20 protein-coding genes are annotated in these 25706 nt (G+C 73.6%); 5 read left to right on the plus strand and 15 right to left on the minus strand.

Features of this window, described 5'->3' with window-relative positions; translation table 11 throughout:
• Positions 1-3 precede the first annotated feature (3 nt).
• The 6 genes from OEIGOIKO_RS33390 to OEIGOIKO_RS33415 all read right to left on the minus strand — a co-directional run bounded on the left by OEIGOIKO_RS33390 (position 4) and on the right by OEIGOIKO_RS33415 (position 8658).
• The gene (locus OEIGOIKO_RS33390; protein ID WP_125057161.1) at positions 4-3897 is read right to left on the minus strand and encodes a lipopolysaccharide biosynthesis protein; all 3894 of its coding nucleotides are present in this window, start codon (positions 3895-3897) and stop codon (positions 4-6) included.
• On the minus strand, positions 3890-4672 hold the full coding sequence (locus OEIGOIKO_RS33395) for a polysaccharide deacetylase family protein (protein WP_125059292.1): 783 nt from the start codon (positions 4670-4672) through the stop codon (positions 3890-3892). The genes OEIGOIKO_RS33390 and OEIGOIKO_RS33395 overlap by 8 nt, the downstream gene beginning before the upstream one ends.
• Before the next feature lie 26 nt (positions 4673-4698).
• Complete coding sequence (locus OEIGOIKO_RS33400) at positions 4699-5838, minus strand: glycosyltransferase family 2 protein (protein WP_125057162.1); 1140 nt, start codon at positions 5836-5838, stop codon at positions 4699-4701.
• Positions 5835-6650 (minus strand): glycosyltransferase family 2 protein, encoded by an 816-nt coding sequence (locus OEIGOIKO_RS33405; protein ID WP_125057163.1) that lies wholly within the window; start codon positions 6648-6650, stop codon positions 5835-5837. The genes OEIGOIKO_RS33400 and OEIGOIKO_RS33405 overlap by 4 nt, the downstream gene beginning before the upstream one ends.
• Positions 6651-7037: 387 nt before the next feature.
• The gene (locus OEIGOIKO_RS33410) at positions 7038-8135 is read right to left on the minus strand and encodes a GNAT family N-acetyltransferase (RefSeq protein ID WP_125057164.1); all 1098 of its coding nucleotides are present in this window, start codon (positions 8133-8135) and stop codon (positions 7038-7040) included.
• A 1-nt stretch (position 8136) separates the two neighbouring features.
• A complete protein-coding gene (locus OEIGOIKO_RS33415) occupies positions 8137-8658 on the minus strand; it encodes a hypothetical protein (RefSeq protein ID WP_246177706.1) in 522 nt (173 codons plus the stop codon).
• 356 nt (positions 8659-9014) lie between these two features.
• Here OEIGOIKO_RS33415 and OEIGOIKO_RS33420 point away from each other — a divergent pair, with 356 nt between their 5' ends.
• Positions 9015-9818, plus strand: a complete 804-nt coding sequence (locus tag OEIGOIKO_RS33420) for an SGNH/GDSL hydrolase family protein (RefSeq protein WP_125057165.1) — start codon at positions 9015-9017, stop codon at positions 9816-9818.
• Positions 9819-9895: 77 nt separating this feature from the next.
• Here the strand turns inward: OEIGOIKO_RS33420 and OEIGOIKO_RS33425 are convergent, their stop codons facing one another.
• Genes OEIGOIKO_RS33425 through OEIGOIKO_RS33440 form a run of 4 tightly spaced genes read right to left on the minus strand, consistent with a single transcriptional unit; the run spans position 9896 to position 16000 of the window.
• A complete protein-coding gene (locus tag OEIGOIKO_RS33425; protein ID WP_125057166.1) occupies positions 9896-11404 on the minus strand; it encodes a serine/threonine-protein kinase in 1509 nt (502 codons plus the stop codon).
• Between the two features lie 44 nt (positions 11405-11448).
• Positions 11449-13017, minus strand: coding sequence for a nickel transporter (locus tag OEIGOIKO_RS33430; protein WP_125057167.1), 1569 nt, complete (start codon positions 13015-13017; stop codon positions 11449-11451).
• Positions 13014-14333, minus strand: a complete 1320-nt coding sequence (locus OEIGOIKO_RS33435; RefSeq protein ID WP_174857260.1) for a tetratricopeptide repeat protein — start codon at positions 14331-14333, stop codon at positions 13014-13016. Before OEIGOIKO_RS33435 ends, OEIGOIKO_RS33430 begins: the two co-directional genes overlap by 4 nt.
• Positions 14334-14356: 23 nt before the next feature.
• The gene (locus tag OEIGOIKO_RS33440) at positions 14357-16000 is read right to left on the minus strand and encodes a DUF4331 domain-containing protein (RefSeq protein ID WP_125057168.1); all 1644 of its coding nucleotides are present in this window, start codon (positions 15998-16000) and stop codon (positions 14357-14359) included.
• A gap of 203 nt (positions 16001-16203) precedes the next feature.
• On the opposite strand from OEIGOIKO_RS33440, the gene sigK reads away from it, so the two are divergent.
• The 3 genes from sigK to OEIGOIKO_RS33455 all read left to right on the plus strand — a co-directional run bounded on the left by sigK (position 16204) and on the right by OEIGOIKO_RS33455 (position 18057).
• On the plus strand, positions 16204-16803 hold the full coding sequence (gene sigK, locus OEIGOIKO_RS33445; RefSeq protein WP_125057169.1) for an ECF RNA polymerase sigma factor SigK: 600 nt from the start codon (positions 16204-16206) through the stop codon (positions 16801-16803).
• Entirely contained in the window at positions 16800-17654 is an 855-nt protein-coding gene (locus OEIGOIKO_RS33450; protein WP_125057170.1) for an anti-sigma factor, read from the plus strand. The genes sigK and OEIGOIKO_RS33450 overlap by 4 nt, the downstream gene beginning before the upstream one ends.
• Before the next feature lie 133 nt (positions 17655-17787).
• Positions 17788-18057, plus strand: a complete 270-nt coding sequence (locus tag OEIGOIKO_RS33455; RefSeq protein ID WP_033039582.1) for a hypothetical protein — start codon at positions 17788-17790, stop codon at positions 18055-18057.
• A gap of 31 nt (positions 18058-18088) precedes the next feature.
• On the opposite strand, the gene OEIGOIKO_RS33460 is transcribed toward OEIGOIKO_RS33455, so the two are convergent.
• Both OEIGOIKO_RS33460 and OEIGOIKO_RS33465 read right to left on the minus strand, forming a co-directional pair.
• Positions 18089-19294 carry a CaiB/BaiF CoA transferase family protein gene (locus OEIGOIKO_RS33460; RefSeq protein ID WP_125057171.1) on the minus strand — a complete coding sequence of 402 codons (1206 nt, stop codon included), beginning with the start codon at positions 19292-19294 and terminating at the stop codon, positions 18089-18091.
• A 71-nt stretch (positions 19295-19365) separates the two neighbouring features.
• A complete protein-coding gene (locus tag OEIGOIKO_RS33465) occupies positions 19366-20640 on the minus strand; it encodes a type ISP restriction/modification enzyme (protein ID WP_371858990.1) in 1275 nt (424 codons plus the stop codon).
• A gap of 213 nt (positions 20641-20853) precedes the next feature.
• Between OEIGOIKO_RS33465 and OEIGOIKO_RS33470 the strand changes: the two genes are divergently transcribed.
• The gene (locus tag OEIGOIKO_RS33470) at positions 20854-22215 is read left to right on the plus strand and encodes an MFS transporter (protein WP_125057172.1); all 1362 of its coding nucleotides are present in this window, start codon (positions 20854-20856) and stop codon (positions 22213-22215) included.
• Positions 22216-22330: 115 nt separating this feature from the next.
• Here OEIGOIKO_RS33470 and OEIGOIKO_RS33475 read toward each other — a convergent pair whose 3' ends face one another.
• The 3 genes from OEIGOIKO_RS33475 to hmgA all read right to left on the minus strand — a co-directional run bounded on the left by OEIGOIKO_RS33475 (position 22331) and on the right by hmgA (position 25466).
• On the minus strand, positions 22331-23200 hold the full coding sequence (locus tag OEIGOIKO_RS33475) for a poly-gamma-glutamate hydrolase family protein (RefSeq protein WP_125057173.1): 870 nt from the start codon (positions 23198-23200) through the stop codon (positions 22331-22333).
• Between the two features lie 70 nt (positions 23201-23270).
• Positions 23271-24020 (minus strand): GntR family transcriptional regulator, encoded by a 750-nt coding sequence (locus OEIGOIKO_RS33480; RefSeq protein ID WP_125057174.1) that lies wholly within the window; start codon positions 24018-24020, stop codon positions 23271-23273.
• Between the two features lie 120 nt (positions 24021-24140).
• Positions 24141-25466 (minus strand): homogentisate 1,2-dioxygenase, encoded by a 1326-nt coding sequence (gene hmgA, locus OEIGOIKO_RS33485; protein ID WP_125057175.1) that lies wholly within the window; start codon positions 25464-25466, stop codon positions 24141-24143.
• Between the last annotated feature and the right edge of the window lie 240 nt (positions 25467-25706).

The following is a 25706-nucleotide window of genomic DNA, read 5'->3' on the forward strand; positions in this document are numbered from 1 at the left end:
CGCTCACGACATCGTCACGAACCGCTGCACGAGAGAGACCAGGAACACCAGCAGCAGCGGCAGGGTGAACCAGAAGGAACTCTGCATCCAGCGCAGCTTGCGCACGCTCGGCCGCACCGCCACCCGCACCACCTCACGGGCCCCGAGCAGCAGGATCAGCGCACCGGCCGCCAGCGCGCCGACGACCGACCACGACGTCCACGTGATGCGCGGCCCGACCGGGCCGGGGGCCGGCTCGTCCACCGGCCCCGGCGGCTGCTGTTTCAGCTCGTACAGCGCCGCGTGCGCGTTGCTCAGCACGCGCCGCAGTTCCGGGCGCTGGTCCAGGGCGGTACGCAGCCGCTGCTCCCAGGTGGCGGCGTACCCCGAGCCCAGGCGCAGCGACTCCGCCTGGGCGCGGTTGACCATGAAGTAGGAGTGCGGCCCGGCGTCGCGCAGCGCGTCGACGACCGAGTCGGTCAGCACCGGGTCCCGCGGGGCGAGGACGGGGACGTACTGCACCCGTTCCATGTCCCTCGCGCCCCACGGTATGGCCGGGGTGACGTCGTTGACCGTGTCGTTGGACGGCCAGAGCAGCCGTGCCGTGGGCCGGTCGTGCGCGTAGACGTAGTCCATCGCGGCGACCTCGCCCGGCCGGACGCGCTCGAACGGTTCGTTGCCCCAGCGTGCCACCAGGAAGCCGGTCATCAGCACCACGCCGGTCAGCAGGGCGGCGAGCGGGCCCAGGCCGCGGCGGGTGCCGGCGGCGCGCGGGAACAGCGCGAGCGCGCCGAGGACACAGGCGCCGGGCAGCGCGAACATGAACACCCGCAGCGCCATCTCGCCGCCGTAGGACTGCATCCCGAAGGCGAGGAACGGCACGAAGGTCAGCACCAGCAGCGACCGTTCGGAGAACCCGGCGGCGCGCCGCCGCAGCACGCCCCAGCAGGCCAGCGCCAGCACTCCGCCGGCCAGCGCCACCCGTGTGTACAGCACCAGCTTGTGCACGCTGTCGCCGGTGCCGATACGGCCGGTGACGGACGAGGAGACATTTCCGCCGATGCCGCCCACGCCGCCGAACAGTTCGTCGAAGTGCCCGGACCAGTACGGTTCGGCGAGGAAGCCGACCCAGACCACGACCACCACACCGAACAGCAGTGGCAGCCCGTACAGCGACGTCCGGCGCACCAGCACCAGGAAGGTCAGTACGCCCAGCATCACGAACGGCGTGAGCTGGTGGCCCGCCACGGACGCGGTGAACAGCAAGGCCAGTACGGCCAGCAGCGCCACCAGCTGCCCCCGCCCGGCCGGCGCGACCTCCGCCTCGCCGGGCCAGCGCTTGCCGCGCAGCACCCGCGGGTCGCGGAACCACACCAGCAGGATCGCCGCGAAGACCAGGTACAGCAGGTAGGTGAAGCCCTGCGGGGAGAAGTAGTCCTGGCCGACCCAGCCGCAGAGCGCGAACAGCCATGCCGCGCTCCACTTCGCGCGCCAGCCCGCCCGTACGGACTTCAGCAGCAGGAACACCGGAGCCAGGTACAGCAATTGGATCGTCAGCGGCCACCAGCGCAGCACCTCGGTGAAGTCCGTGACGCCGCACGCCTCGGCGAGGAACTGTGCCGCCGCGAAGAATCCGGGCCAGCTCCAGCGCGCGTCCAGGTCGGGCACGGCGGTGCCGGTCCGGTCGATGTAGTCCAGGAAGCCCAGGTGCTGCCAGGCCGTCGGGAAGCGCGGCTCGGCCTCCAGGACGGCGGGCAGCGCGTGCAGGGCCACCACGGTCAGGATCAGTACGGCCGCCAGCAGGGCACGCCGGGGCCGGGACAGCCACAGGGCCGAGGCGAAGGCCAGTACGAGCAGGACGGCGCCCAGCAGGGTCGCCGCGGGCAGCACGCTGATCAGGCCGAGCCCGCCCATCCGGTCCAGGTCGGCGTCGTTCATGCCGCGCAGCGGCAGCCAGAACAGCAGGAGGGCGGCGCCCAGCAGCGCCCAGATGCCGAGGTCGGGGCGGTCGCTCAGCCGGGCCGTGAGGCGGGTGCCGAGCGGGCCGGGGGCCGTGAGCCTGGCCTTGAGGGAAGCGGAGGCGGTGCGTCGGGGGGTGGGTGCGTCCTGGGCCGGGACGGAGCGGTCCGGCAGCGGCTCGTCCTCCGTCGGCGCCGCGGCCGGTTCCGCCCGGTACATCTTCGTGGGCGCGGCGGGCGCGGCGGGCGCGGCGGGCGCGACCGGCCCGGCAGGCGCCGGAGGCACCGGCCGCCCTGTACCGCCGCCCCCGTCGTCCTGCGCCCAGGACGGCGCCGGCGGCCGGACGTCGGGCCGGCGTTCCATGTGCTCGAAGTCCACGTGCAGCCCCAGCGGCACGGTGTCCACGTCCCGCAGCGCCCGCTGCGCCCAGCTGGGCCGGTGCGGCACCGCGCCGTCCGCGCCGTCCGCCGGCTCCCGCGTGCGGTCCGGCATCAGCGGTGCGGTGGCGTCCGGGCCGGGCGTGCGCGCGTCCCCCAGGTCGCCGTTGACCGCCAGGTCCGCCAGGTCCCCGTCCGGTGCCAGCCCTTCGGCGGGCGCCCGCGTCAGCGGCGCGGAGGGGTGCCCCTTGAGGATGCGGTACAGCTTGACGGACGCGATCGAGACGATCACCGCCAGGCTGGAGATCTCCGCGACGCCCGCGCCGGTCAGCCCCATCCGCGGCAGCAGCAGCACCGTCAGGCCGAGCACCAGGGCGCACAGCAGGCCCTGCATGTACGCCAGTCCGGACGTACGGCTCTGGGCGCGCAGCACCGCGAAGTAGACCTCCATCACGACGCGCAGCGCCGCGCCCACCGCGAACAGGCGCAGCAGCGGGGTGGCGGCGTCCGCGTACCCCTGGCCGAAGACGGCGAGGATGTACGGCGCGCACACGAAGAGGAAGAGGCAGACCGGAATCATGATCCGGGCCATCCGGCGCAGCGCGGCCCGGGTGTTCTCGGCCAGCCGGGCCGGGTCGTGCGAGCCCTCCACGGTCAGCGAGGCGCCCATGTTGATGGCGAGCAGGTTGACCGTGCCGCCGATGGTGGTGGTGATGTAGAAGTACGCGTTGTCGGCGGAGCTGACCTGGGAGGCGACCAGCACCGGCACCAGGTAGACGACGGCCAGCGAGAACAGCGAGCCGGTGTAGTCGCCGGCCAGGAAGCGGCCCATCTCACGCAGCGACGGCGGCCGGGCGGTGCGTTCGGTGGCCTTGACGTGCCGGGGCACCAGCCGCCGGAACACCAGCCAGCCCAGCGGCAGCACGGACACCCCGATGGCGGCGACCCACGAGACGAAGACGCCCGCCGTCGGGATCGCCGCGGCGAACGCGATCAGCAGCCCCAGCTTGACCGTGGAGAACACCAGGTTGCCGACCGGCACCCACAGCGCGCTGCGCAGCCCGGTCAGCACCCCGTCCTGGAGGGTCAGCACCGACCAGGCGATCACGGCGACGATGAATCCGAGCCCGTGCAGCGGCCCGTGCAGGAACCGGTACGACGGCCCCCAGAGGTTCAGCGTGAGCAGGAAGACCGTCGCGGCGAGCGCGACGACCACCGAACTGCCCAGGTACGTACGCAGGACCAGCCGCCCGGTGGACCGGCCCGCGATCGGGATGTAGCGGGCCAGCGCGCCGGTCAGCGTCAGCGAGGTCAGTCCCGCCAGCAGCTTCATCGCGGCGATGGCCGCCGAGCCCTGGCCGACCGCGGACTCCGTGTAGTACCGGGCCGCGACCAGCCAGAACCCCAGGCCGAGCAGGCCGGAGATGCCGGTGTTCAGCATCAGCGCGTAGGCGTTGCGGAACAGCTGGCTGCCCCCGCCGCCCTTACCGCCGGGTCCCAGGCCGCCGAACAGGCGTCGTCGCCCGCTCCCGGCCGGTTCCCGTTCCGTACGCCGCTCGGTCCGGGTGGTCGTGTCAGACACGGCTTCCGTGCACCTTCCCCACTGCCTTGGCCGCCTGACGGGCCCTGCGGACCACGGCGTATCCCTTGGTGAGTGCCCGCTCCCGGGCGAAGTACCGGCCCACGGCCCGGCCCTCCACCAGCCGCGCGAACTCCTCGGTGGCGGTGTCGCGCCGTACCGTCAGCCGGGTCAGCGCGTACGGGCCCTGGCAGCGGCCCGCCAGGGCGTTGTTCACCGCCAGCGACTGCCGGAAGCCCGCACCGCGCACCGCCCGCCGCACCCGCCGGCTGGAATGGCCGTAGGGGTAGGCGAACGACACCGGGGGAGCGCCCAGTTCGTCAGTGACGAGGTGCTTGCAGCGGGTGACCTCGGACCACAGGCGGTCGTCGGACACCTGGTCCAGCTGTGGGTGGGTGTGGCTGTGGCCGCCGATCTCCAGGCCGGCGGCGGCCAGTTCACGCGTCTGGTCCCAGTCCAGCATGGTGTCCAGGGCGCCCCCGGTGTCGTACGGGCCGCGCAGCCAGCCGGTCGAGACGAACAGGGTGGCCCCGAAACCGTACCCGGACAGCACGGGCAGGGCGTGCCGGTGCACGCCCTCGTAGCCGTCGTCGAAGGTGATCAGCACCGGCCGCGCGGGCAGCGGCCGGCCGCCCCGCCACGCCGTCCCCAGCTCTGCCGTGGTCAGCGGGGTGAAGCCGCGGTCGTCCAGTACGGCCATCTGCTCGGCGAACGCCTGCGGGGTCACGGACAGGTCCAGCGCGGCCGGCGAGGGCGCGTGCGCGATCGCGTGGTACATCAGGATCGGCACCGTGCACGGCGTGCTCACGCCACCGCCCCCTCATTGCCCGGGGTCACGGACCCGCCGCCGCCCGTCCGGGAGACCGTCGGGGCCGTCGCCCCGGCCGGTTCGTGCGGGCCCGCGGGTTCCCGGGCCGTACCTCCCGTCCTGTCCGGCACGGGCACCACCACGAAGCCGCTGCGGCCCACCGTCCGCCGGTCGCGCCGCGCCCGCAGGCTGCCGAGCGCGTAGCCGAACGCGGTGGCGGACACCCCCGCGACGATCGCGCCCGCCCGGCCGGCGCCGCCCGGCCGCCGCAGCAGCGCGTCGCGCACACCGCGCGCGACGCCCGCCGGGAGCACCCGGGTCGCGTAGCGCCGTTCCGTCGACAGCCCTTCCCGCGCGCCCACGCTGCGTGTCACCAGCGCCTTGGACAGGCCCTCCGCGTACGTACGGGAACGGAAGTACGCGAAGCGCTCCCGGCCCGGCGGCACCCGGTGGTGGATCACCGACCGGTCGTCGACCAGCAGCACGGCGTCCGGCACCGCGCGGGCCAGCCGGATGCACAGCTCGGTCTCCTCGCAGCCCAGCGGCCGTTTTCCGGCGTCTCTGCCGATGCCGGTGGCGAACCCGCCGGCGGTCTCGAACGCCTCCCTGCGGAAGGAGGCGTTGCCGCCCAGGACGTTGCGGACGCGCACGGTGTGCGGGCCGCCGGTGCCGTCGGGGAACAGCCCCCGGTACGCGCAGCCCACCACCCAGTCGAACTCCTCGGGGAACCAGGCCGGCCGGCGCCCGGAGGCCCACACCGGCTCGGTCCGGCCGCCGACGGCCAGCACCCGGGGGTCGGCGTACCCCTCGGCGAAGTGCAGCAGCCAGTCGCGTTCGGCCACCGCGTCGTCGTCCAGGAAGGCGATCACCTCACCGGTGGACTCCGCGACGCCGGTGTTGCGCCCGGCGGACAGGCCGCGCGGACCGGCGTTGGCCAGGACGCGTACCGGGCCGCACGGGCCGGGTGACGCGAAACGTTCCCCCAGCCGGTCCAGCAGAGCCGGATTGTGGTCGACCACGAGCAGCAGCTCATGGGCCGGATGGGACTGGCCGTGCACCGAGGCCACCGCGGCGAGGATGTCGTCCCAGCGGTCCTCGGTGTACGCGCAGACGACCACGGAGACGCGGACGCTCAAGACGCCTCTCCCGTGATCATGGCGGGGCGGGCGGGGCGCCGGTGGCGGGTGCTGCGCTCGCGCAGTATCACCTTCAGTACCCGCAAGCCGTCCCGTACGGCGCGCAGGTTGCTCACGCCGTGGATGCGGTTGTACTCGTGGCTGGGGATCTCCTGCACCTTCAGACCGGCCTTGACCACGCGGATGTTCATCAGCGTCTCGACCTCGAACCCGTTGCAGTCCAGGGCGATCCGGTCCAGGCAGTGCCGCCAGAAGGCGTTGTAGCCGTAGCACAGATCGGTGTAGCGGGCGCCGAACTTGGCGTTGACCACGGTGGTCAGCACCCGGTTGCCCAGCTTGCGCACCGGCGTCATGTCGTCGGTGCCGCCGCCGTTGGCGAACCGCGAGCCCTTGGCGAAGTCCGCGCCCCCCACCAGCGCGGAGACATAGCTGACGATCTCGGCGCCGTCCGCCGAGCCGTCCGCGTCGACCATCACGATGATGTCGCCGGTGCAGGCGGCGAACCCGCTGATCAGGGCATCCCCCTTGCCCTTGCCGCGCTGTTCGACGACCTTGACGTCCGGCCGCAGTTCCCGCGCGACCGCGACCGTGTCGTCGGTGGAATTCCCGTCCACCAGGACCACTTCGTGTATCCACTCCGGAAGTGTCTTGAAGACGTACGGAAGATTCTCCGCCTCGTTCATGGCGGGTATGACGACACTGACCGGCGGAGCTATGGCCAGATGCGAGGAAACGGGACGGTATTGCCCCTCGGCGCGCACCGGCGTCAACGGCTTCTGATCCGTTTCCGCGGAGTGGAGAAATGAACTCATGAGTCTGTTTCCCTCTCGTCCGGTGGGCCGCCCACCCCCGGGCGGCCCGGATGGGTATCCGGTTCGAAAGGGGGGTTCACACCCCGTTCACGACGGCAAAGATCTTTCGCCGGGTGCACAGGGTGAGCTGGCATGCGTGTTTCCGGCCGCGCGGCACGTGTCCCGATGATCGGCGGTGGTTCTCGGCATGTGAAGATCGGACACGGCACCCCCCTACCGCGCCCCGCCCCGGGCCCTGTCGCGGCGCTTGAGCCCTCCCCTAGAGCCGCCTTGCATGACGTGCCGGTGCGGGTGGTGTACGACGGTATTGATGACTGGGACTCTATGGCAATACCTCGACCTCGTATCCCGTTCTGGTTCATTGGCGGATATGAAGCGGTCCATTGATCAGCCGCGCGACCGGATTCGGCCCATCCGTTTGAGGAGGCGATCGGCCGGCCCGAACAATTCCGGCCGGGACACCACCGTGTTGCGCAATGCCCGCACCGGGACGCGGTGTGCGCGATGGCACAGCGCGATCGGATGGCGGTGCCGTGACACCCATCCTTCGGAAACGGTCAGCTCACGCGTCTTGAGGCAGTCCTTGTACTGTTTTTCACCGCGTCCCAGATCGATGTAGGAGATCCCTTCGGCGGCGGCTCCTTCGGCCATGTGCAGATGCAGCACCAGGCCGGGTGAGAATTTCGCGTACGCCGGGTCGTAGGCGGGGAACCAGCAGGACAACACCCGCTCGGAGCGGATGCCGAAGTGCGCGGCGACCGGTGTGTCGCCCGCGTAGAGCACCGACAGCAGGCCGGCGAAGGACCCGTTGCGGGTGTGGAAGAGCTGGTCGACGAGCTGGACGATCCAGGGGTGGGCGAAGCGGTCGCTCCGCCCCGTCCTGCGGTACTGCGCCGACTTCCAGTCGAGCAGCCGGTGCAGCACCGCCGGGTCCCGTTCGTCGTGCACGTACCGCACCGGGCCGACCTCCCGGCCCAGTTTGCGCTCCTTGGTCCGGGTCCGGCGGGTGAACTTCGGGGAGTTCGCCAGCAGCCACGTCAGGTACGCCTCGTACCCCTGGTCGAGGTCGACGACGGGGGAGGGGAAGCTGTGCACCGGCACCGTCTCGAACGGCTTCTGGCCCTCCACCAGGTGGTCGAACTCCAGCACCGACAGTCCGCAGGCCTGCAGCAGTTCGCGGGAGTCCCACTGGAAGCCGGGCCGGTGCACCAGGCCCTGGGCGTCGGAGACACCCAGCCCGATCGCCCGCCCGACGCCCAGCGCCGAGCGCTGGAAGGGCAGGAAGGCGGCCGGTTCGCCGTCCTCCCGGATCACCGCGATGCGCACCCCGCGCCGGCAGCGTCCGACGGCGAGGGCGAACTCGGGTGCGAGGAAAGGATTGGCCAGCTGGGGTGTGCCCAGCAGATGGGCCTGCGACTGCACCGCGCTCCACGCCGCCCGGTCGGTGCCGTTGAGTTCACCCGGGCGGTACACGCTGATGTCCACGTCAGTTCGTCCGACTTCCCCGTCCACGGGCGCCGCTGTGCCGGCGCCGCACGCTGACCCCTAGGAACACGATGCCGCTGAGCACGGCGACGGCCACCACTCCGCCCCGCGCCGACCAGATGTGCAGCGCGAGCATGGCCTGGGCGACCAGCAGGTCCGCCGCGACGGCCGCGGCCCCCGCGACGACGGCCCTGCTGAGCGGGTCGAGCCGCCCCAGCGCGGTGGCGACGGCCGCGGCGGGCGCCAGCACCAGGAAGAAGAGGGTGCAGGGCGCGCGCAGCGGCGAGGCGATGTCGGCGAGCGCCAGGAAGGCGCCCACGCCTCCCACGGCCACGGCCGCCCCGGCCAGTACGGGTGCCGAGTCGGCGCGCAGCCGCCCGCCGCCCCGGCCGTCCGCGCCCGGCTCGGTGCCGCCCGGCTCCGGGCCTCCCGGACCGTCACCTCCCGGACCGCCGTACGCGGGCCCGTCGCCGGCGGCTCTGCCGCCGTCCGGTGTGTTGCCGTTGATGGTCTTGATGTGCATTGGCAGCTTTGCCCCCCAGAACCGCCTGATGCCGGGCTTCAATGTCGCGCAGCGGGCGCGGGGGCGTCAAGACGCGAAGAAGGTGTGAACGGGCCATGTCCGGCACGTGGTTGGGCACTGGCCGCCACGTGACGGGGAGGGGGCCCGGGGCGGCCTGGCCCGATCGCCGCGGTGGCGGGCCCGGGCACGCCGGTGTGCCTCCGGTCGGAATGTGGGTATGTCATATACGCGTCACGCCGATGCCGTGACACGTCCACCGAGATCACCCGTGATCGTGAGAAAGCGTGTCAACACTTCCCGTACCGGATGGGTCCTGCTACATCAGGAGTGGCAGAGATCCTGCTCAGGGAGGTTCCATGAGACTGTCCCGACGCGCGGCGACGGCGTCCGCGTTCCTCGTCACCACGGCGCTCGCGCTCTCCGGCGCGAGCGCCGCCGTGTCCGCACCCCGCCCCAAGGCCACCGACTACGTGGCCCTCGGCGACTCCTACTCCTCGGGCGTGGGGGCGGGCGGCTACGACAGCGGCAGCGGCTCCTGCAAGCGCAGCGCCAAGGCGTACCCGGCCCTCTGGGCCGCCGCCCACAAGCCCGCGTCCTACCACTTCACGGCCTGTTCCGGCGCCCGTACGGGCGATGTGCTGGCCAACCAGCTCGCCCCGCTCAACTCCGGCACCGACCTGGTGAGCATCACCATCGGCGGCAACGACGCGGGCTTCGCCGACACCATGACCACCTGCGTCCTCCAGGGCGAGACCGCCTGTCTGAACCGCGTCGCCACGGCACGCGCCTACGTCAGACAGACCCTGCCCGGCAAACTGGACCAGGTCTACGACGCCATCGACGGCAAGGCGCCCGCCGCCCGGGTGGTCGTCCTCGGCTACCCCCGCTTCTACAAGCTCGGCAACTGCTCCGTCGGCCTCTCGGAGAAGTCCCGCGCGGCGATCAACGCCGCCGCCGACGACATCAACGCCGTCACCGCCAAGCGCGCCGCCGACCACGGCTTCACCTTCGCGGACGTCAACAAGACCTTCGCCGGGCACGAGATCTGCTCCTCGGCCCCCTGGCTGCACAGTGTCACCCTCCCCGTGGAGAACTCCTACCACCCCACCGCCAACGGCCAGTCCAAGGGCTACCTGCCCGTCTTCGGCTCCGCCGCCTGACCCCGCCCCCACCCCCCTCAGGAGAAGTCCCGCCCGCCGGGTGGGGCTTCTTCCGCGTCCGGGGCGTGGAGCCGCTGCTAGGTCCGCGGGCCGGCGTCGTAGCCCGTGCCGGTCGCTCCGCCGTACGGGCCGCCGCCCGTGGTCCCGCCCGTGGCCGAACCGGCGGAGGTCGTGGGAGCCGACGTGGTCGGCGCGGTGGTGGTGGGGTGCCCGGTCGTCGGCGGCCGGTCTGTCGTACGGGGCGGGGTGGCGGGGTAGGTGCGGCCGGGCGAGGTGGTGCCGGGGTACGTACGGCCGGGAGTCGTGGCGGCCGGGGGAGTGGTGGCGGAGGACGTGCCGCCGGAAGCCGACTGCCCCGGGGAGGAAGCCCCGCCGCCCGTTCCGCCGCCTCCGCCGTCGTCACCGGTGCCGCCTCCGGAACCGCCGCCCGTCGTACTGCCCGGCGTACGGGCCGGTGTGCCGCTGTCGTCCAGCAGCGCGTACGCCACTCCGCCCGCAGCCAGCAGGGCCAGCAACGCACCCGCCAGCAGCAGCCGGACCGAGCGCCGCCGGCGCCGCTCGGCCTCCTGATCGGCCGCGGTCGTCGTCGTGGTGTCATCGCCCGGCGTTCCGGTCGGCGGGCCCGGCACCGGCGTCGCGGGCCCGTACCCGTACCCGGCCGCCGCGTGATCGGCGGTGACCGTGGGCGGCTGACCGGGCGGCACCACGACCGTGGGCGTGGCCTCGCCGGCCGCCACCGCCTCCAGCATCCCCTGCGCCTCTGCCGCGTCCAGGCGCTCCTGCGGCTCCTTGCGCAACAGCCCTTCCAGTACGGGCGCCAGCGGGCCCGCACGGCGGGGCGGCGGCAGCTCCTCGTCGACCACCGCGCGCAGCGTGGTCAGCGGGGTGTCCTGGCGGAACGGCGACTGCCCCTCCACCGCCGCGTACAGCGTCACGCCCAGCGACCACAGGTCCGACTCCGGGCCCGCCTGCCGGCCCAGCGCCCGCTCCGGCGCCAGGAACTCCGGTGACCCCACCAGCTCGCCGGTCAGCGTCAGCGCGGCGGAGCCCGCCACCCGCGCGATGCCGAAGTCGGTCAGCACCACCCGGCCGTCGTTGGACAGCAGGACGTTGCCCGGCTTCACGTCCCGGTGCAGCACGCCCGCCGTGTGCGCGACCCGCAGCGCGGCCAGCACCTGGGCCCCGATGCCCGCGACCCGGGCGGGCGCCATCGGGCCCTCCGCGTCCAGGGCCTCCGCCAGCGACAGCCCGCGCACCAGCTCCATGACGATCCACGGCCGCCCGCCCTCGGACACCACGTCGAAGACGGTCACCACGTTGCGGTGCGAGATGCGGGCCGCGGCCCGGCCCTCCCGCTCCAGCCGCGTGTACAGCAACTCCTCCTCGCGGCCCGTCAGGTCGCGCGGCGCCCGCACCTCCTTGACGGCGACCTCGCGGGCCAGCACCTCGTCCCGGGCCCGCCACACCACACCCATGCCGCCCCGGCCCAACTGGTCGACCAGCCGGTAGCGCCCCGCCAGCAGCCGTCCGCCGTCCCCGCCGCCCAGCGGGGCGCCGGTTCCCGCACTGCCAGGACCCTCGCTCATGGACGAGCCCCCCTCGCGAAAGAGCGATGCGGTGGAAACGTACCTCAACCCAGCGTGGTTGCCGCCCCTTTGAGCAACAATCCGCAACCGAGCAGCAGGACGACGGAGGCGGTGCCGACGGGAGCCAGCCGGTGCGCGGCGGCCAGCAGCCGCGCACCGGCCCCCCGCCCGGCGGTCCCTCGGCCGCCGAGCCGCAGCGTCAGCCGGACGGCGAACAGCCCGGCCGCGGCCAGCGTGCCGGCCAGCCCCGCGCCGTACGCCACGACCAGCAGGAACCCGAACCACGCCTGGCCGAGCGCCGCGGCGCCGACCAGGACGACCACGGCGGAGGGGCTCGGTACCAGTCCGCCGGCGAATCCCAGCAGGACGATGCCGCGCAGGCCGGGACGGGCGGGGTGGTGATGGTGATGGTGGTGGTGACCGTGGGTGTGCTGATGGCCGTGTTCGTGCCCGTGCCCGTGTTGGTGCCCGTGTTCCTGTGCATGGCCGTGGCTGTGGCTGTGGCCGTGGCTGTGGTCGTGGCCGTAGCCGTGGGAATGCTCGCCCCCGTGGCGCCGCAGCCGCAGGGCCCGGCGCAGCAGTACGGCCCCCGCCCCGGCCACCAGCGCCCCGCTGGCCACCCCGAGCCACGCCACCACGGAGGGCGCGGCGGCCGACCCCGCCGCGATCAGCGCCCCCAGCGCGAAGACCCCGAGGGTGTGCGTCACGGTCACCGACAGGCCCAGCGCCAGCACGTCCCGCCGCGAGCTGCGCCCGCCCGCCGCCGCTGCCGCGGCCATCATCGTCTTGCCGTGCCCCGGCGCGAGCGCGTGCAGCGCGCCGAGCAGCAGCGCCGCGCCGAGCGCCAGCGCGGCGAAGGCGGGGGTCAGTTCGTGGCGGGCGACGAGTCCGGTCAGTGCCTGGGCCCAGCGGTCCGCGCCCCGCGGCAGGACGGACCCGGCGGGCGGGGCGGCGGCGGGTGCGCCGTCCGCCTCGGACAGCGCCGGCCCGCCCGGTACGGCCCGTACGGTTGCCGAGCGGCGGTCGGGCGGTGACTCCAGCACCTCCTGCGGGTACGCGGTCAGCCGTCGGGAGGCCGACGCCGCGGGCACGTCGGACGCGGTGAGCCGGGTCCGGTCGCCCTGGGCCGTGACCTCCCGCCAGCCGGGTGCGCCGTCGCCCTCCGCCGCGAGGAACCGCAGCGCGGCCCGCCCGTCCGAAGGCAGCCGGGCCGCCAGCCGGCACTCCAGGCGCAGCGTCGGCAGTCCCGCCTGGCCGGGCCGGGTGACGGCCGTGGCGTCCGTGGACCGCAGCGGCTCCCGGCGCCCGTCGACGGTCAGCCCGCTGCCGCGCGCCGCCGTCGCACACCGCTCCCGGGCCCAGCCCGCCAGTTCGGCCCGGCTCAGCGTCCCGTTCCCGTCCCCGTCGATACGGGGCTTCTGCTGGGCGGCGGGGACTTCCGCGAGGTCCTCGACATGGTCCACGCGCAGTGCGCCGGGCCGGACGACCAGCCCGTCGTACTGGCTGACGGTGAAGTTGCCCAGCGGATGCGCGCTCGCGGAACCGGCCGGGACGAGCAGCAGCAGGACGGCCGCGAGCGCCACGACCGCCAGGGCGGTTGCCCGCCGGGTCACCGTCCGGCCTCCAGGGCGGCGAGCGCGGACCGGGCCGCGGCCGAGCCGGTGGGCGAGAAGCCGGGGTCCAGGCGCAGCGCGGCGGACAAGTCGCGGCGGGCGTCGGCGGTCCGGCCGAGCGCGCGCTCGATCATGCCGCGGTGGTAGAGGAACGCCGCGTCCCGGAACCCAGGCGCGGCGGCGCGCTCGGCGTAGGGGAGGGCTGCCCGGTTCTGGCCGGCGCGGTGCAGGGCCCAGGCCAGGCTGTCGGCGGTGTGCACGGTCTGGCGGCGGGACCACTCGGCGCGTGCCGCGCGCAGGGCGGCCTGGCGGTCACCGTGGTCGGCCTCGATCAGGGCGGTTTCCAGGTCGACCGCCACGCCGTTGGCGCGCGCGAGGTCTGCCCAGGTCCCGGCCAGGGCGTACTGGCGCTGGGCTGCGGCCCGTTCGCCGCGCGCTTCGTAGACCTCGCCGAGCGCGGCCAGGGGGCCCGGCAGCGGGTAGCGGCGTACCACTTCGCGCAGTTCGCGGGCCGCCGTGCCCAATTGGCCGCGCGCCGCGTAGGTCCGCGCCCGTCCTTCCAAGGCGGGCAGGTGTCCCGGGACGGCGCGCAGCGCAGCCCCGTAATGCCGCAGAGCTTGTGCGTACTGGCCTTGCCCGCGTGCCAGATTGCCGAGGGCCGTGGCGACGTACGCGATGTCGTCGGGCCGCCCGGCGGAGCGCAGCGCCAGGTCCAGCACCTTCCGGGCGCCGTCGGCGTCGCCGTGCAGCTCCCGCACGTACGCGAGCCGGGTGAAGGCCGGGAGGCCGGGGCGCACCGCGTCGGCGTGCCGCGCCGCCGCGAGCGCCGCGTCGTAGCGGCCCAGCTCGACCAGCGCGTCCACGCGTACCGCCAGCGCCCGTTCGCTGTACGGATTGACCGCGAGCGCGGCGTCCGCGTCCCGCAGCGCGGCACGGAAGTCGTGCCGCGCCGCGGCGAGCGCGCCCCGGCCCGCCAGCCCGGCGTCGTTGCCCTGCGGGCGCAGCGCCAGCGAGCGGCCGAGAGCACGTTCGGCCTGCGGGTAGCGGGTCGGGTCCCCGGTCGTCCGGGCCTGCTCGACATAGGCGGCGCCGAGCTGCGCCCAGCCGCGCCAGTCCCCGGGCCGCGCACGCAACTGCGCCTGGAGGGCGGTCACGGCGCCGGCCGTCGTGCCGCGGCCCACGGGGACGTCGGACGACGGCGGCGCGGGCACGAGGGCAGGTGCCCGGCCGCCGTCATCGCCCAGCGCGAGCCCGCCGACGGTGATCCCGCACGCGAGGAGTACGGTCCCGACGGCGGCGGCCAGCCGGCCGCGCACGCTCCTGGGCGCCTTGGGGTGTTTCAACGCCCGGCCCTCGACCGCCGGTTGGCGCGCAGCCACAGCAGTCCGACGCCGACGAGCACCAGTCCGGCGGCGCCCGCCGAGGCCGACGCGATCAGCACGGTGTCGTCGTCACCGGTACCGCTGTCCTGCGGACGCAGGCCGGTCTGGAGGCGGGCGGACTGGTTCGTCGAGCCCTGGCCGCTCCCGTTCGTGCTGTCGCCGCCGCTCTTCTTCGCCAGCGGCCCTTCGGAGCCGGAGGTGGGCAGCGCCAGGTACGGGAAGGTCTTCCCGAAGGCCCGGTCGTTGGCGTCGACCGCGTCCCCCAGGTCGTTCTTCTGCCCGACCAGCTCGCCCTCGACGACCTGGAGCGAGATGTCCACGACGTCGTCGGTGAGCCGCCGGCCGTTCGGGTAGCCCGCGTTGTCCCCGTCCAGGACGCCGAGGCGCTTGGGCTGGTCGGTGGGCTGGACGGAGGTGTTCAGCCGCAGCGCCTCGGCGGGGCGGACGTTGGGCGGCTGGTTGAGCTTCGGCACACCGGTCAGGAATGCCTGGACCAGGTCCTTGCGGGGCAGCGCCGGTGCCTTGATCCCGTAGATCTTCTCGATCAGCCGGGCCAGCTCGGGGTCGGTGACGTACTTCAGGAACTGCGCGTCGTTCCACGGCGCCGACGCGTTGAAGCGGTCCTTGTCCTTGACCGGGACGACCAGCTCGTTGACGAGCGGGTTGGCCATCCGGGACACCTGGGACCAGCCGCCGGAGGCGTTCTTGCGCTGGGTGGTGGACCAGACACCGATCACCGGCTGCGCGGCGGACTGCCGCAGGGTGCTCGTCGGCACCTGGAGGGCGACGGACTGCACGTTGTAGCCCGCGAGGGTGTCCCGGCCGACCTCCGAGAGGTCACCGCCGTACAGCAGGTCGAAGGCGCGCAGGTCCAGGAAGAACGGGTCGTCCGCCTGGCCCGCGAAGGACTTCGCGCCGCCCGCGACCGGGCGCACCGCCTGGTCCCGCAGCTTCTGGTAGTCCGGCATCGACGCCTTGCCGACGTTGGAGGGCGCGGCGATCAGGTTGTCGGCGACCTTCGTGCTGGAGACGACCTTCTGGTCCTTCAGCCGCAGCAGGTCGATGTCGTACGTCTGGTAGAAGTTCAGGTCCTTGTCGTCGAGGGACGTGACCTGGCCGGTGTTGTAGAGGAACGTGTCACCGCTGCGGTAGTTGTCCTTGAACGTCCAGCGGTAGATCAGGTCGCCCTGTCCGTCCCCGTCGCTGTCCACGTGCACGTCGTACTGGGCGTCGGTGGCGAACTTGTAGAAGTTCGGGCCGCCCGCGGGCTCCGCGAACGGCCACCAGTTCACCGTCAGCGTCGTGGTGTCCGGCTTGTCGGGGCTCTGGTAGGCGTACACGTCCGTGGTGTCGTACTCCGGCTGCCCGGAGATCTGCGGCGCCTCCCGGTGGCTGGCGGCCTGCGCCGAGCGGAGCGAGAGCGGCCCCGCGGCCGCGCCGGCGATGCCCGCGGTGGCCAGCGAGCCGCACGCCAGTACGGCGACGGTCCGGCGGCTCCTGAGCCTGGCCCGCTTTCCGGGCTGTCCGGGCTTTCCGGACTTCCAGGGCTCTCCGGGCTCTCCGGGCCTGGGTTCCTGCACGTCCTGTGTGGTGGCGGTCATCGCCTCGGTCCTCCCCCTCGAACGGGCCGGACGGGCCGGCCTGGTAGCACCGGTACGGCGGCGCTTCTGCCGTACCGGCGCTGTGGCGGCTATTCGGGGCCGCGCGCCGTGCGGATGGGTACGGATTTCGCGCGCCCCGCGAAACCGGGGCCGCCCGGACCGGTCCGCCGCGCGTCTCGCCCCGAATCCACCCCGGCGGGACAATGACCGGTCGGCACGGGAACGGGGTGAGCCGCGTGGACTCCAGAACGGGCGCAGGGCGCGGCGCCGAGGTGTTGCTGCCCCTGATCGCACGGGGTGACCACGGCGCTTTCGAAGAGCTGTACGACCTGGTGTCGCCCCCGGTCTTCGGCATGGCCCGGCGGGTCCTGCGGGACACCGCCCAGGCCGAGGAGGTGACGCAGGAGGTGCTGCTGGAGATCTGGCGGCGGGCCGGGCGCTACGACCCGGGGCGCGGCAGCGCGCTGTCGTGGATCCTCACCCTCGCCCACCGCCGGGCGGTGGACCGGGTGCGGGCGGCGCGGGCCGCGAGCGAGCGCGAGGAACGGGCCGCGCGGCGGGGCGCGGTGACCGTCTTCGACGAGGTGGCCGAGGAGGTCGAGGGCTCCTTCGAACGGGAGTGGGTCCGCCGGTGCCTGGAGCGGCTCACCGCGTTGCAGCGGCAGTCGGTCACGCTGGTGTACTACGACGGCTACACCCACCGGGAGGCGGCGCGTCGGCTGGCCGTACCGCTCGGCACGGTCAAGTCCCGGCTGCGCGACGGGCTGGCGCGGCTGCGGGACTGCCTGGCGGGTGCCGTATGAGCCGCCGCCCGCCGTACGCGGCCCTCCGGGAGGCGTGGCGCGCCGGACGCCGGGGCACCCACGCCCTGGCCGCCCCGTACGCCCTCGACGCCCTCGGGCCGCGCGAACGCCGCCGCTTCGAGCGGCACTTGCGCCGCTGCCCGGACTGCGCGGCCGAACTGCGCGTCCTCACCGAGGACGCCACCTGGCTCGCCCGCGCCGCCGCCCGCCCCGCCCCCGGCGAACTGCGCACCCGGGTGCTGGCGGCCGCCCTCGCCACCCCGCAGGAGGCCCCGACAGAACCGGAATCCACCGCTCCGGCCGCTGTGCCTACGGCGCGTGCGCCGGAGACCGGCACCGAGCGCGCCCCTCTGCGCCGGTCCGCCCGGTTCGGCCCCCGCGTCGCCGCGGCGGTCACCGCGCTGAGCCTCGTCGTCAGCGCGCTGCTCGCCCTCCAGCTCGCCCGTACGGACACCGAACTGGACCGGCAGCGCGCGGTGACCCAGGCCGTGAACGCCGTCCTGGCCGCACCGGACGCGCTGGCCGTCTCCGGCCGCCCGATCGGCGGCCGGTCACTGAGCGCGGTCGAATCGGTCGCCATGAACCAGGCCGTGGTGAACGCCGCCGGACTGCCCCCGCCGCCCGACGGGTACGCGTACCAGCTGTGGCGGATGCGGGACGGCCTCGCCACCGCCCGCCCGGCCGCGATGCTGCCGTACGACCGGGGGTCGCGTACCGCGGGCCCCGCCGTCGTACGTGATCTTCGGCACGGCGGCACCGGGCGGGCGGACCGGCTGGCGGTCACCCTGGAGCCGGCCGGCGGCTCCGTCAGGCCCACGACCTCGGTACTCATCCAACTCGCCCTCGGTTGACAGTGATCCGTAAGGTGGCGTCAACGTCGGTGTGCGGGAGGTGAATGCCGGTGACCGGGCCGCGCGCGTGTCACAGGAGAGAGATAGGGTTACCCTGCCCGGGCCGGGTGCCCTCGTACGGGTGGGGAGTGTCATGGAACAGATAACAATGCGCAGCAGGCCACGAGTGCCTGCCATCAGTTGCGGAAGCGGCGCGTCCAGCGCGCGGCTCGACCGCCATCTCGCGGTGCTGGGCGGACCCGCCGTCCCGCACCGGGAGACGGAGGGCGCGACATCGTTGATGCAGGAGCTCACTGCTCGTGATCACCGGCGCAGCAGGACGAGCCGCGGCGCCAGGGTGTCGCTGTTCGCACCGCTGCGCAGGCTGCGTCGGTCGCTCTTCGGCGGCCACGGCCACGGCTGAGGTCCGTCCGGACGACACCGTTCCCGGTCCCTCAGGCGACCACACCGTCCCGGCGCAGCGCTGCTATCCGCTCGCTCGTCAGACCCAGAGCGCTCAGCAGCGCGTCGGTGTGTTCGCCGAGGGCCGGGACGTCCCCCATCACCGGCCCCGCACTCCCGGGCAGCGTGACCGGCGGCAGCAGCGCACGCAGCGGCCCGGCCGGTGACCCCACCTCCCGCCAGCGGTCCCGCGCCGCGAACTGCGGATGCCTGGCCAGCTCCGCCACCCCGTTCAGCCGCGCACAGGCGATCCCCGCCGCCTCCAGCCGCCGTACGGCCTCCTCGACGCCCATCCCGGCCAGCACCTCACCCACCACACCATCCGTCTTGTCCCGGTTGCCGACGCGCGCCACGTTTGTCGCGAACGCCGGGTCCTCGGCCAGTTCGGGCCGTTCCAGCACCTGCCGTGCCAGCCGCTGCCACTCCCGGTCGTTCTGCACGGACACCAGCACCGGCTGCCCGTCCGCCGTCGGATAGGCGTTGTACGGCGCGATGACGGCGTGCGCGACCCCTGTGCGCGCGGGGGGTGTGCCCCCGTACATCCCGAAGTACAGGGGATGCCCCAGCCACTCGGCCAGCGCGTCCAGCAGCGCCACCTCCACCGGGCCGCCGCGCCCGGTCGTGCCACGGCGCAGCAGCGCGGCCAGCACACCGGAGAACGCGTACATCGCCGCCGCGATGTCCGCCGCCGGTATCCCGGCCTTCGCGGGCTCCTCCGGCGTCCCGGTCAGCGAGACGAGTCCGGCCTCGCACTGCACGAGCATGTCGTAGGCCCGCTTGTGCGCGTACGGGCCGTCGGGGCCGTAGCCGGAGATGTCGACGGCGACCAGGCGCGGGTACCGGGCGCACAGCGCCGCCGCGTCGAGCCCCAGCCGGGCGGCCGCGCCCTGTGCCAGGTTCTGCACGAACACGTCGGCGTCGGTGAGCAGTTGTTCCAGCAGCGCGCGCCCGCGCGGGTCCTTCAGGTCCAGCGCCAAGGACTCCTTGCCTCGGTTGGCCCACACGAAGTGCGAGGCCAGGCCGCGTACGGAGGTGTCGTAGCCACGGGCGAAGTCACCGCCGTCCGGACGCTCGACCTTGATCACCCGGGCGCCGAGGTCGGCGAGCTGCCGGGTCGCGAACGGCGCGGCCACGGCCTGCTCGACGGCGACGACGGTGATGCCCTCCAGGGGCGGCGGCTGCGGCACGGTGTCATCCATGGTCGGAGCACCTACCCGCCGCCGCGCCCCGGGCAACGCGCCGGGCCGCACGACCGCGTCACAGCAGCGCGTCACAGCAGGGCGAACTGCCCCTCCGGGCCCTCCTCGTGGTGGTCCAGGACGGAGGCCGGGCGGCGGGCCGCGGCAGGTGGCGGCAGCACCCCCGCCGCGCGCAGCTCGGACGCCTCGACGCGGGGCCCGTCCGCCGTCCGGCCGTGCACGTCCTCCAGCGCCGGGCGCAGTTCGGCCGCCAGCGCCAGCACCGTGATCAGCTCCAGCAGTTCGGTGGTCCACTCCTGGGGCCAGGCCGCGGGCCGTACCGCCTCCAGGCTGCCCGGCTCGGCCACCGCGGCCGTACGCCGCTCGAACCACGCCTCCACCACGGGCACACCGCCCGCCTCGGCCTCCCAGGCCGCCCGCGGCACGGGGGAGACCCGGCCGGGGCCGAGGAGCAGCGCCTCCTCGTCCGGCAGGTAGGAGATGCTGTCGGGCAGTCCGCGGGCGGGCAGCGGGGCCCGTACGTAGGGCCGTCGGCCACCCGGCAGCCGAGGGCGGTCACCGGCGTGCGCCCCGTACGCCGTCCCGTCACCCCGTGCGCCCCTCGTCTGGAGCCACAGCAGCCGCTCGCCCAGCCCCACCCCGTCCTCCCACACCCCGGCGTCGGCGGTCAGCGGTACGACGGCGCCGGACGGCGTGGAACGGGCGCTCGCCACCGTCCAGGCGAGCACTTCGGCGGCGCCCACCGGCCGGTCCAGCCGCCGGGCCAGCAGCTCGGTCAGGCCAGGCGCCAGGTTGGGTTCACAGCCGCCGGGCCGCCGGTAGAGGGGCCGGATGCGGCCGGGGCGTCCGGCCGGGGACCGGCCGTCCGGCAGCAGCGCGGAGGCGACCAGCGCCGGCTCCTGCGTCTGCGGCACGTGTCCCAGCTCCACCACGAAGACCTGCCGCCCGTCCGCGACCCGCCACAACTCCGGCCGGGCGCTGTCGATCAGCCGGTGGTCGGGCAGCAGCCACTGCTGGTCGTACGGGCCGTGCAGGACGCGCACCGGCTCAGGGCACGGCCCGCCGGTGTGTGCGAGCCGGCCGGTGGGGGTGGCCTGGCCGGGCAGCTGGGGGACGGCCGTGCGCAGCGTACGGGCGCGGCTGGGCCGGAACAGCCGCTCGCGCGCCGCGTCGTCCCCGGCCGCGTGCAGCGCCGCCCAGCGGGCCCGCAGCGAGGCGGCGTCCGGGGCCATGACCCAGCCGCGGCCGAGCCGCAGCGGCGCCGCCGACCAGGGCATCAGGTCGTCGAGCCGGGGCGCCGCCGCGAGCCTGCCGCCGCCGCTCCCCGTCGCCTGTGTCACCGTCACGCGGTCGCCCTCCCTGGACCTTCGGTGCGCCCGTTTCGCTGGGGGCATCGTAACGGCGGCGGCCGGAGGCGGTCTTTTGCGAGTGATCACCGGGGGGTACGGTCCAGGCCGTACGCCGTGCCGCGGTGCGCCCGTGCAGCGGACCGCCGTACGCCGTAAGTCCTGTCGTCAGGGCCTGGGCCCGTGCCGCCGCCGTCCGCCGGGAGGAGCGCCATGACCGCCACGCAGCTCACCGGGGCGCGGGCGGGAGCCCGGCTGGACCGGCTGCCGCCGTCCCGCTGGCACCGCCGCCTCACCTTCACCGTGGGCATCGGTGCCTTCTTCGACCTCTACGAGATCTTCCTCGGCGGGGTGCTGGCCGCGGTGCTCGCCGAGCGCTGGCACCTGGACCACACCGCCAAGTCGTGGGTGATCGCCGCCGGGTTCCTCGGCATGTTCGTGGGCGCCAATGTGCTCTCCGTGCTCGCGGACCGGTTCGGACGGCGCCGGATGTTCCTGGTCAATCTGGGCGCGTACTCCCTGTGTTCGCTGCTCTGCGCCTTCGCGCCGAACGCCGAGTGGCTGATCGCGCTGCGTTTCCTGGCCGGGCTCGGCCTCGGCGCGGAACTCGTCCTGGTGGACACCTACCTCGCCGAGTTCCTGCCGCGCGCGGTCCGCGGCCGCTACATCGCCTGGGCCTACACCTTCGGCTTCCTCGGCGTGCCGGTGGCCGCCTTCGTCGGCGCGCGCCTGGTCGCCACCCGCGAGCTGTTCGGCGTCGAGGGCTGGCGCTGGCTGCTGGTGGCCGGCGGCCTGGGCGCGGCGTTCATCCAGCTCATGCGCGCCCGGCTGCCCGAGTCGCCGCGCTGGCTCGCCGTGCAGGGCCGCGAGGAGGAGGCCGCGCGGATCGTCACGGACATCGAGGAGCGCGTCGCGCGGGAGACCGGCGATACTTTGCCGTCGGTCGCGGTGGCGGCGGAAGTGCCGCAGCGCCGTGTCCCGCTGGGTGAGATGTTCCGCGGCGACTACCGGCGCCGAACGGTCATGTGGTGGCTCTTCCAGGTGCTCCAGACCGTCGGTTACTACGGGTTCGGCTCGCTGGCGCCGGTCGTACTGACCGCCAAGGGTCACACCGTCACCGCGTCGCTGAGCTATGCCGCGCTCAGCTTCTGCGGCTATCCGATCGGTTCGGCCCTGTCCGTACCGCTGATCGACCGGATCGAGCGCAAAACACTGATCATTGCCGCCGCACTGGGCATGGCCGGGTGCGGCCTGGCCTTCGGCTTCGCCGACGCGGGGTGGCTGATCGTGAGCGCCGGCTTCGCGCTGACCGTGTGCAGCAACGTCTTCTCCAACGCCTTCCACGTCTACCAGACCGAGATCTTCCCCACCGGTCTGCGCAGCAGCGCCATCGGCATCGCCTACTCGCTGTCCCGGCTCACCTCGGTGATCCTGCCGTTCGTCGCGCTCACCGTGCTGACGGACCTCGGGCCTGGTGCCGTCTTCATAGGCTCGGCGGTACTGATGGTGCTGCTGTGTCTGGATGTGGCGCTGCTGGGACCGCGCAGTACGGGGCGCAGCCTGGAGCGGATCTGAGGATCTGAGGATCTGAGGATCTGAGGATCTGAGGAGCTGGGGTGCTGGGGATCTGAGGGCCTGCGGGGGTGTCCTGAGGGCGGGCGGGCCGGCGGACCGGCACCGCCCGCGGCGTTCAGAGAATCACCTGGTCCGAGCGGGTCTCCAGGCGGGCGATCGCCTTGCGGCAGGCGCCGGCGAACTTCTTGAACTCGTCGTTCGTGCTGCCGGGACGCCCCTCCATCGTGTCCTTGTCGAAGAAGGACGCGCGCAGTTCGGTACTGAGTTCCAGCTGGCCGCCCTTGCCGAGCATGGTCCGGTTGCATGGGTTGGCGGGGTTGACTCCGGCCAGGTCCGGGAAGTCGTCGCCGTCCACCGTCTTGAAGTGCTTGCCCAACTCCTCGTGCAGCAGCTTCTTGAACGCGGCGTTCAGGCCGCCGACCACGACCACCTTGGGGTCCTGGCCGCTGCGTACACCGGCCTGCTCGGCGGTGCAGCCGTGCAGGCTGAGGACGTTGAGGCTGGAGGCCGCCATGGAGAGCGCGACATGGTCGTCGCAGTGCTTCGCGGTGACGTGCAGGTCGCGGTTGGACCCCAGGTTCATGCTCGGCAGCCGCAGCCCCTCGAACATCCAGTAGTCGTACACCGGCTCGCCCGGAAAGAGCGGCGCCAGGGTGTCGGGCAGGTAGCCCGCTATGCCCAGGCACAGCTCGGAGGTGCCCTTCTCGATGCCGCCGCCGTGCAGCGCCATGATCGTCGTGCGGTGGTACGGGTGTCTCTCCCCCCGCTCGTTGTCGAGCAGCTCATGGCGTCTGTAGCGGCGCCCGAACTGGATGCCCTCCTGGCCGGAGAGCTTCTTGTACAGGTCCGTGTTGGTGTCGTACACGTCCTTGTCGGACGTGGCACGGGCCAGGCCGGCCCCCATGCCCGTGACCAGAGGGGTGCTGCTGAGGGCTGCCGCGCCGAGCGCGGCGGTGAGGACCGTACGACGGTTGATGGGTGACATGTCGCACATCTTCACCTGCCGCGCCGCCGGCCCTCGCACCGGGGTGGGCCAACCGCGGTGCGGGGCGGGCTCAGTGCGCGTCCAGCGTCACCGTGAAGGAGAAACGATCGCCCCGGTAGTGGATCAGGGCCACGTCCACCACCCGCCCGTCCTGGTCGTAGGTGATCCCCGTGTAGTGCAGGATCGGGCTGAGCAGCGGCACCTGGAGCAGCCGGGCGGTCTCCGGGTCGGCCAGCCGCGCCTCGACCGTGTCCGTGATGCGGGCGATGGCCACGCCCACCGCGTCCCGCAGCACCTTCGTCATCGGCCAGCGCTCCAGGTCCGCGGGGTCCACGCGGGCGGCGACATCGGGACGCAGGAAGTTGCGCGCGTGGTTCGTCGGCTCACCGGTCTTCGCGTCGCCGCGCAGCCTGCGGTACGCGGCCACCTCCGTCAGGCCGGGGAAGTACTCCGCCAGCTCGGACGGCACCGCGGCCGGGCCGTGGCCCAGCAGTTCGGTCCGCATACCGGACTGCTGGGCCACGATCGCGTCCACCGAACCGAGCAGCCGCACCGGCGCCCCGCGCCGCGCGCTCGGCTCGATGAACGTGCCGCGCCTGCGGTGCCGGCTGATCAGCCCTTCCGTCTCCAGCTCCTTGAGCGCCTGGCGCATGGTCAGCACGCTCACGCCGTAGTGCGCGGCGAGCGCGTCCTCGGTCGGCAGGCGCAGCGGGGCGCCGGGGGAGCGGCCGAGTATGGACGCGCGCAGCGACTGCGAGACCTGGTACCACAGCGGCAGCTTGCGGTTCAGGTCCAGCGAGTCGGGGGCGAAGGTGGTCACGGCGGCTCCGTATCGGGGGCCGGGCGGTTCCCGGCCGGCTCTGTGCTCTCAGAGGCCGGACGGTTTCCGGCCGGCTCTGTGCTCACAGCGGCCGGACGGGTCCCGGTCGGTCCGGTGCTCTCAGGGGCGGAAGTGGCGCTCAAGACCCTGCCACACGCCGTCGTAGCCGCTCTGCAGGTGGTCGGCGCCGGCCGCCTGCCCGGTGAGGGTGACCGGCCAGCGGGTCTCGAACATGAACGCCAGCCCGTCGTCGATCTTCTGCGGCTTCAGCTCCGCCGCGCTCGCCCGGTCGAAGGTCTCCCGGTCGGGGCCGTGCGCGGACATCATGTTGTGCAGCGAGCCGCCGCCCGGGACGAAGCCCTCCGCCTTGGCGTCGTAGGCGCCCTCGACCAGCCCCATGTACTCGCTCATCACGTTCCGGTGGAAGTACGGCGGCCGGAAGGTGTCCTCGCCGACCAGCCAGCGCGGTGCGAAGACCACGAAGTCCACGCCCGCGAGCCCCGGGGTGTCGGACGGCGAGGTCAGCACGGTGAAGATCGAGGGGTCCGGGTGGTCGTAGCTGATCGACCCGATGACGTTGAAGCGGCGCAGGTCGTAGACGTACGGGACGTGGTTGCCGTGCCAGGCCACGACGTCCAGCGGCGAGTGGTCGTAGGTCGCCTTCCAGAGGTTGCCGCAGAACTTGTTGACGACCTCGTAGGAGCCCTCCTCGTCCTCGTACGCGGCGGTCGGCGCGAGGAAGTCCCGGGCGTTGGCCAGGCCGTTGGCGCCGATCGGGCCGAGGTCGGGGAGCTGGAAGGGCTGCCCGTAGTTCTCGCAGACGTAGCCGCGCGCGGTGGCGTCCAGCAGCTCGACGCGGAAGCGGACGCCGCGCGGGATCAGCGCGACGTGCCCCGGTTCGGCGCGCAGCAGGCCCAGTTCGGTGCGGATCAGCAGGCCGCCGTGCTCGGGCACGATCAGCAGTTCGCCGTCCGCGTCACTGAACACCCGGCGGTCCATGGAGGTGTTGGCGTGGTAGAGGTGGATCGCCATGCCGGTGCGCTGGGTGGCGTCGCCGTTGCCGCCCAGGGTCCAGAGCCCGGCCAGGAAGTCGGTGGGGGCCTCGGGTACGGGCAGCGGGTTCCAGCGCAGGCGGTTGGGGTCCGGTTCGGTCTCGGTGAAGGGCGCGCCGCGCAGCGCGCCGTTGTCCACCCGCGTGAACGCCGGGTGGGCGGCGGACGGGCGGACGCGGTAGAGCCACGTACGGCGGTTGTGCGCGCGCGGCTCGGTGAACGCCGAACCGCTCAGCTGCTCCGCGTACAGGCCCAGGGGCGCGCGCTGCGGGGAGTTGCGGCCCACCGGCAGGGCGCCGGTGACCGCCTCCGAGCTGTGTTCGTTGCCGAATCCCGAGGAGTACGCGAGTCCCTCGGCCGTCTTCCTCGCCCGCTCGTTGCCCGTGCCTGTCATCGCGCGCTCCCGCCGCTCAAGGGGATCTAGCAATCCTATGGAGGACCTTAGGATTGCGGGCCCGGCCCGTCAACGGAAACTCTCGGCCACCCGGCGGAGGCCGTACGCGGTACCGCTCCGGAAGTCTCCCGGCCGCCGGACCGGCGGGACGGCCGCTCGCACAGCCCGCTGTTTTGCTCGTATTGCTCGCGCGTCAAGACCTTGTTAACGAAAGTTTCGGCCACCTACCGTCGCCTCGAC

The sequence above is a fragment of the Streptomyces paromomycinus genome (assembly GCF_003865155.1).
Lineage (GTDB): Bacteria > Actinomycetota > Actinomycetes > Streptomycetales > Streptomycetaceae > Streptomyces > Streptomyces chrestomyceticus.

Coding starts and splice junctions, on each gene's coding strand:
- OEIGOIKO_RS33395 (WP_125059292.1), bottom strand. CDS start 4,672: ATGTACCACGCGATCGCGCACGCGCCCTCGCCGGCCGCGCTGGACCTG.
- OEIGOIKO_RS33475 (WP_125057173.1), bottom strand. CDS start 23,200: ATGTCACCCATCAACCGTCGTACGGTCCTCACCGCCGCGCTCGGCGCG.
- OEIGOIKO_RS33425 (WP_125057166.1), bottom strand. CDS start 11,404: ATGAGCGAGGGTCCTGGCAGTGCGGGAACCGGCGCCCCGCTGGGCGGC.
- OEIGOIKO_RS33450 (WP_125057170.1), top strand. CDS start 16,800: ATGAGCCGCCGCCCGCCGTACGCGGCCCTCCGGGAGGCGTGGCGCGCC.
- OEIGOIKO_RS33470 (WP_125057172.1), top strand. CDS start 20,854: ATGACCGCCACGCAGCTCACCGGGGCGCGGGCGGGAGCCCGGCTGGAC.
- sigK (WP_125057169.1), top strand. CDS start 16,204: ATGACCGGTCGGCACGGGAACGGGGTGAGCCGCGTGGACTCCAGAACG.
- OEIGOIKO_RS33440 (WP_125057168.1), bottom strand. CDS start 16,000: ATGACCGCCACCACACAGGACGTGCAGGAACCCAGGCCCGGAGAGCCC.
- OEIGOIKO_RS33415 (WP_246177706.1), bottom strand. CDS start 8,658: ATGCACATCAAGACCATCAACGGCAACACACCGGACGGCGGCAGAGCC.
- OEIGOIKO_RS33405 (WP_125057163.1), bottom strand. CDS start 6,650: ATGAGTTCATTTCTCCACTCCGCGGAAACGGATCAGAAGCCGTTGACG.
- OEIGOIKO_RS33455 (WP_033039582.1), top strand. CDS start 17,788: ATGGAACAGATAACAATGCGCAGCAGGCCACGAGTGCCTGCCATCAGT.
- OEIGOIKO_RS33460 (WP_125057171.1), bottom strand. CDS start 19,294: ATGGATGACACCGTGCCGCAGCCGCCGCCCCTGGAGGGCATCACCGTC.
- hmgA (WP_125057175.1), bottom strand. CDS start 25,466: ATGACAGGCACGGGCAACGAGCGGGCGAGGAAGACGGCCGAGGGACTC.
- OEIGOIKO_RS33420 (WP_125057165.1), top strand. CDS start 9,015: ATGAGACTGTCCCGACGCGCGGCGACGGCGTCCGCGTTCCTCGTCACC.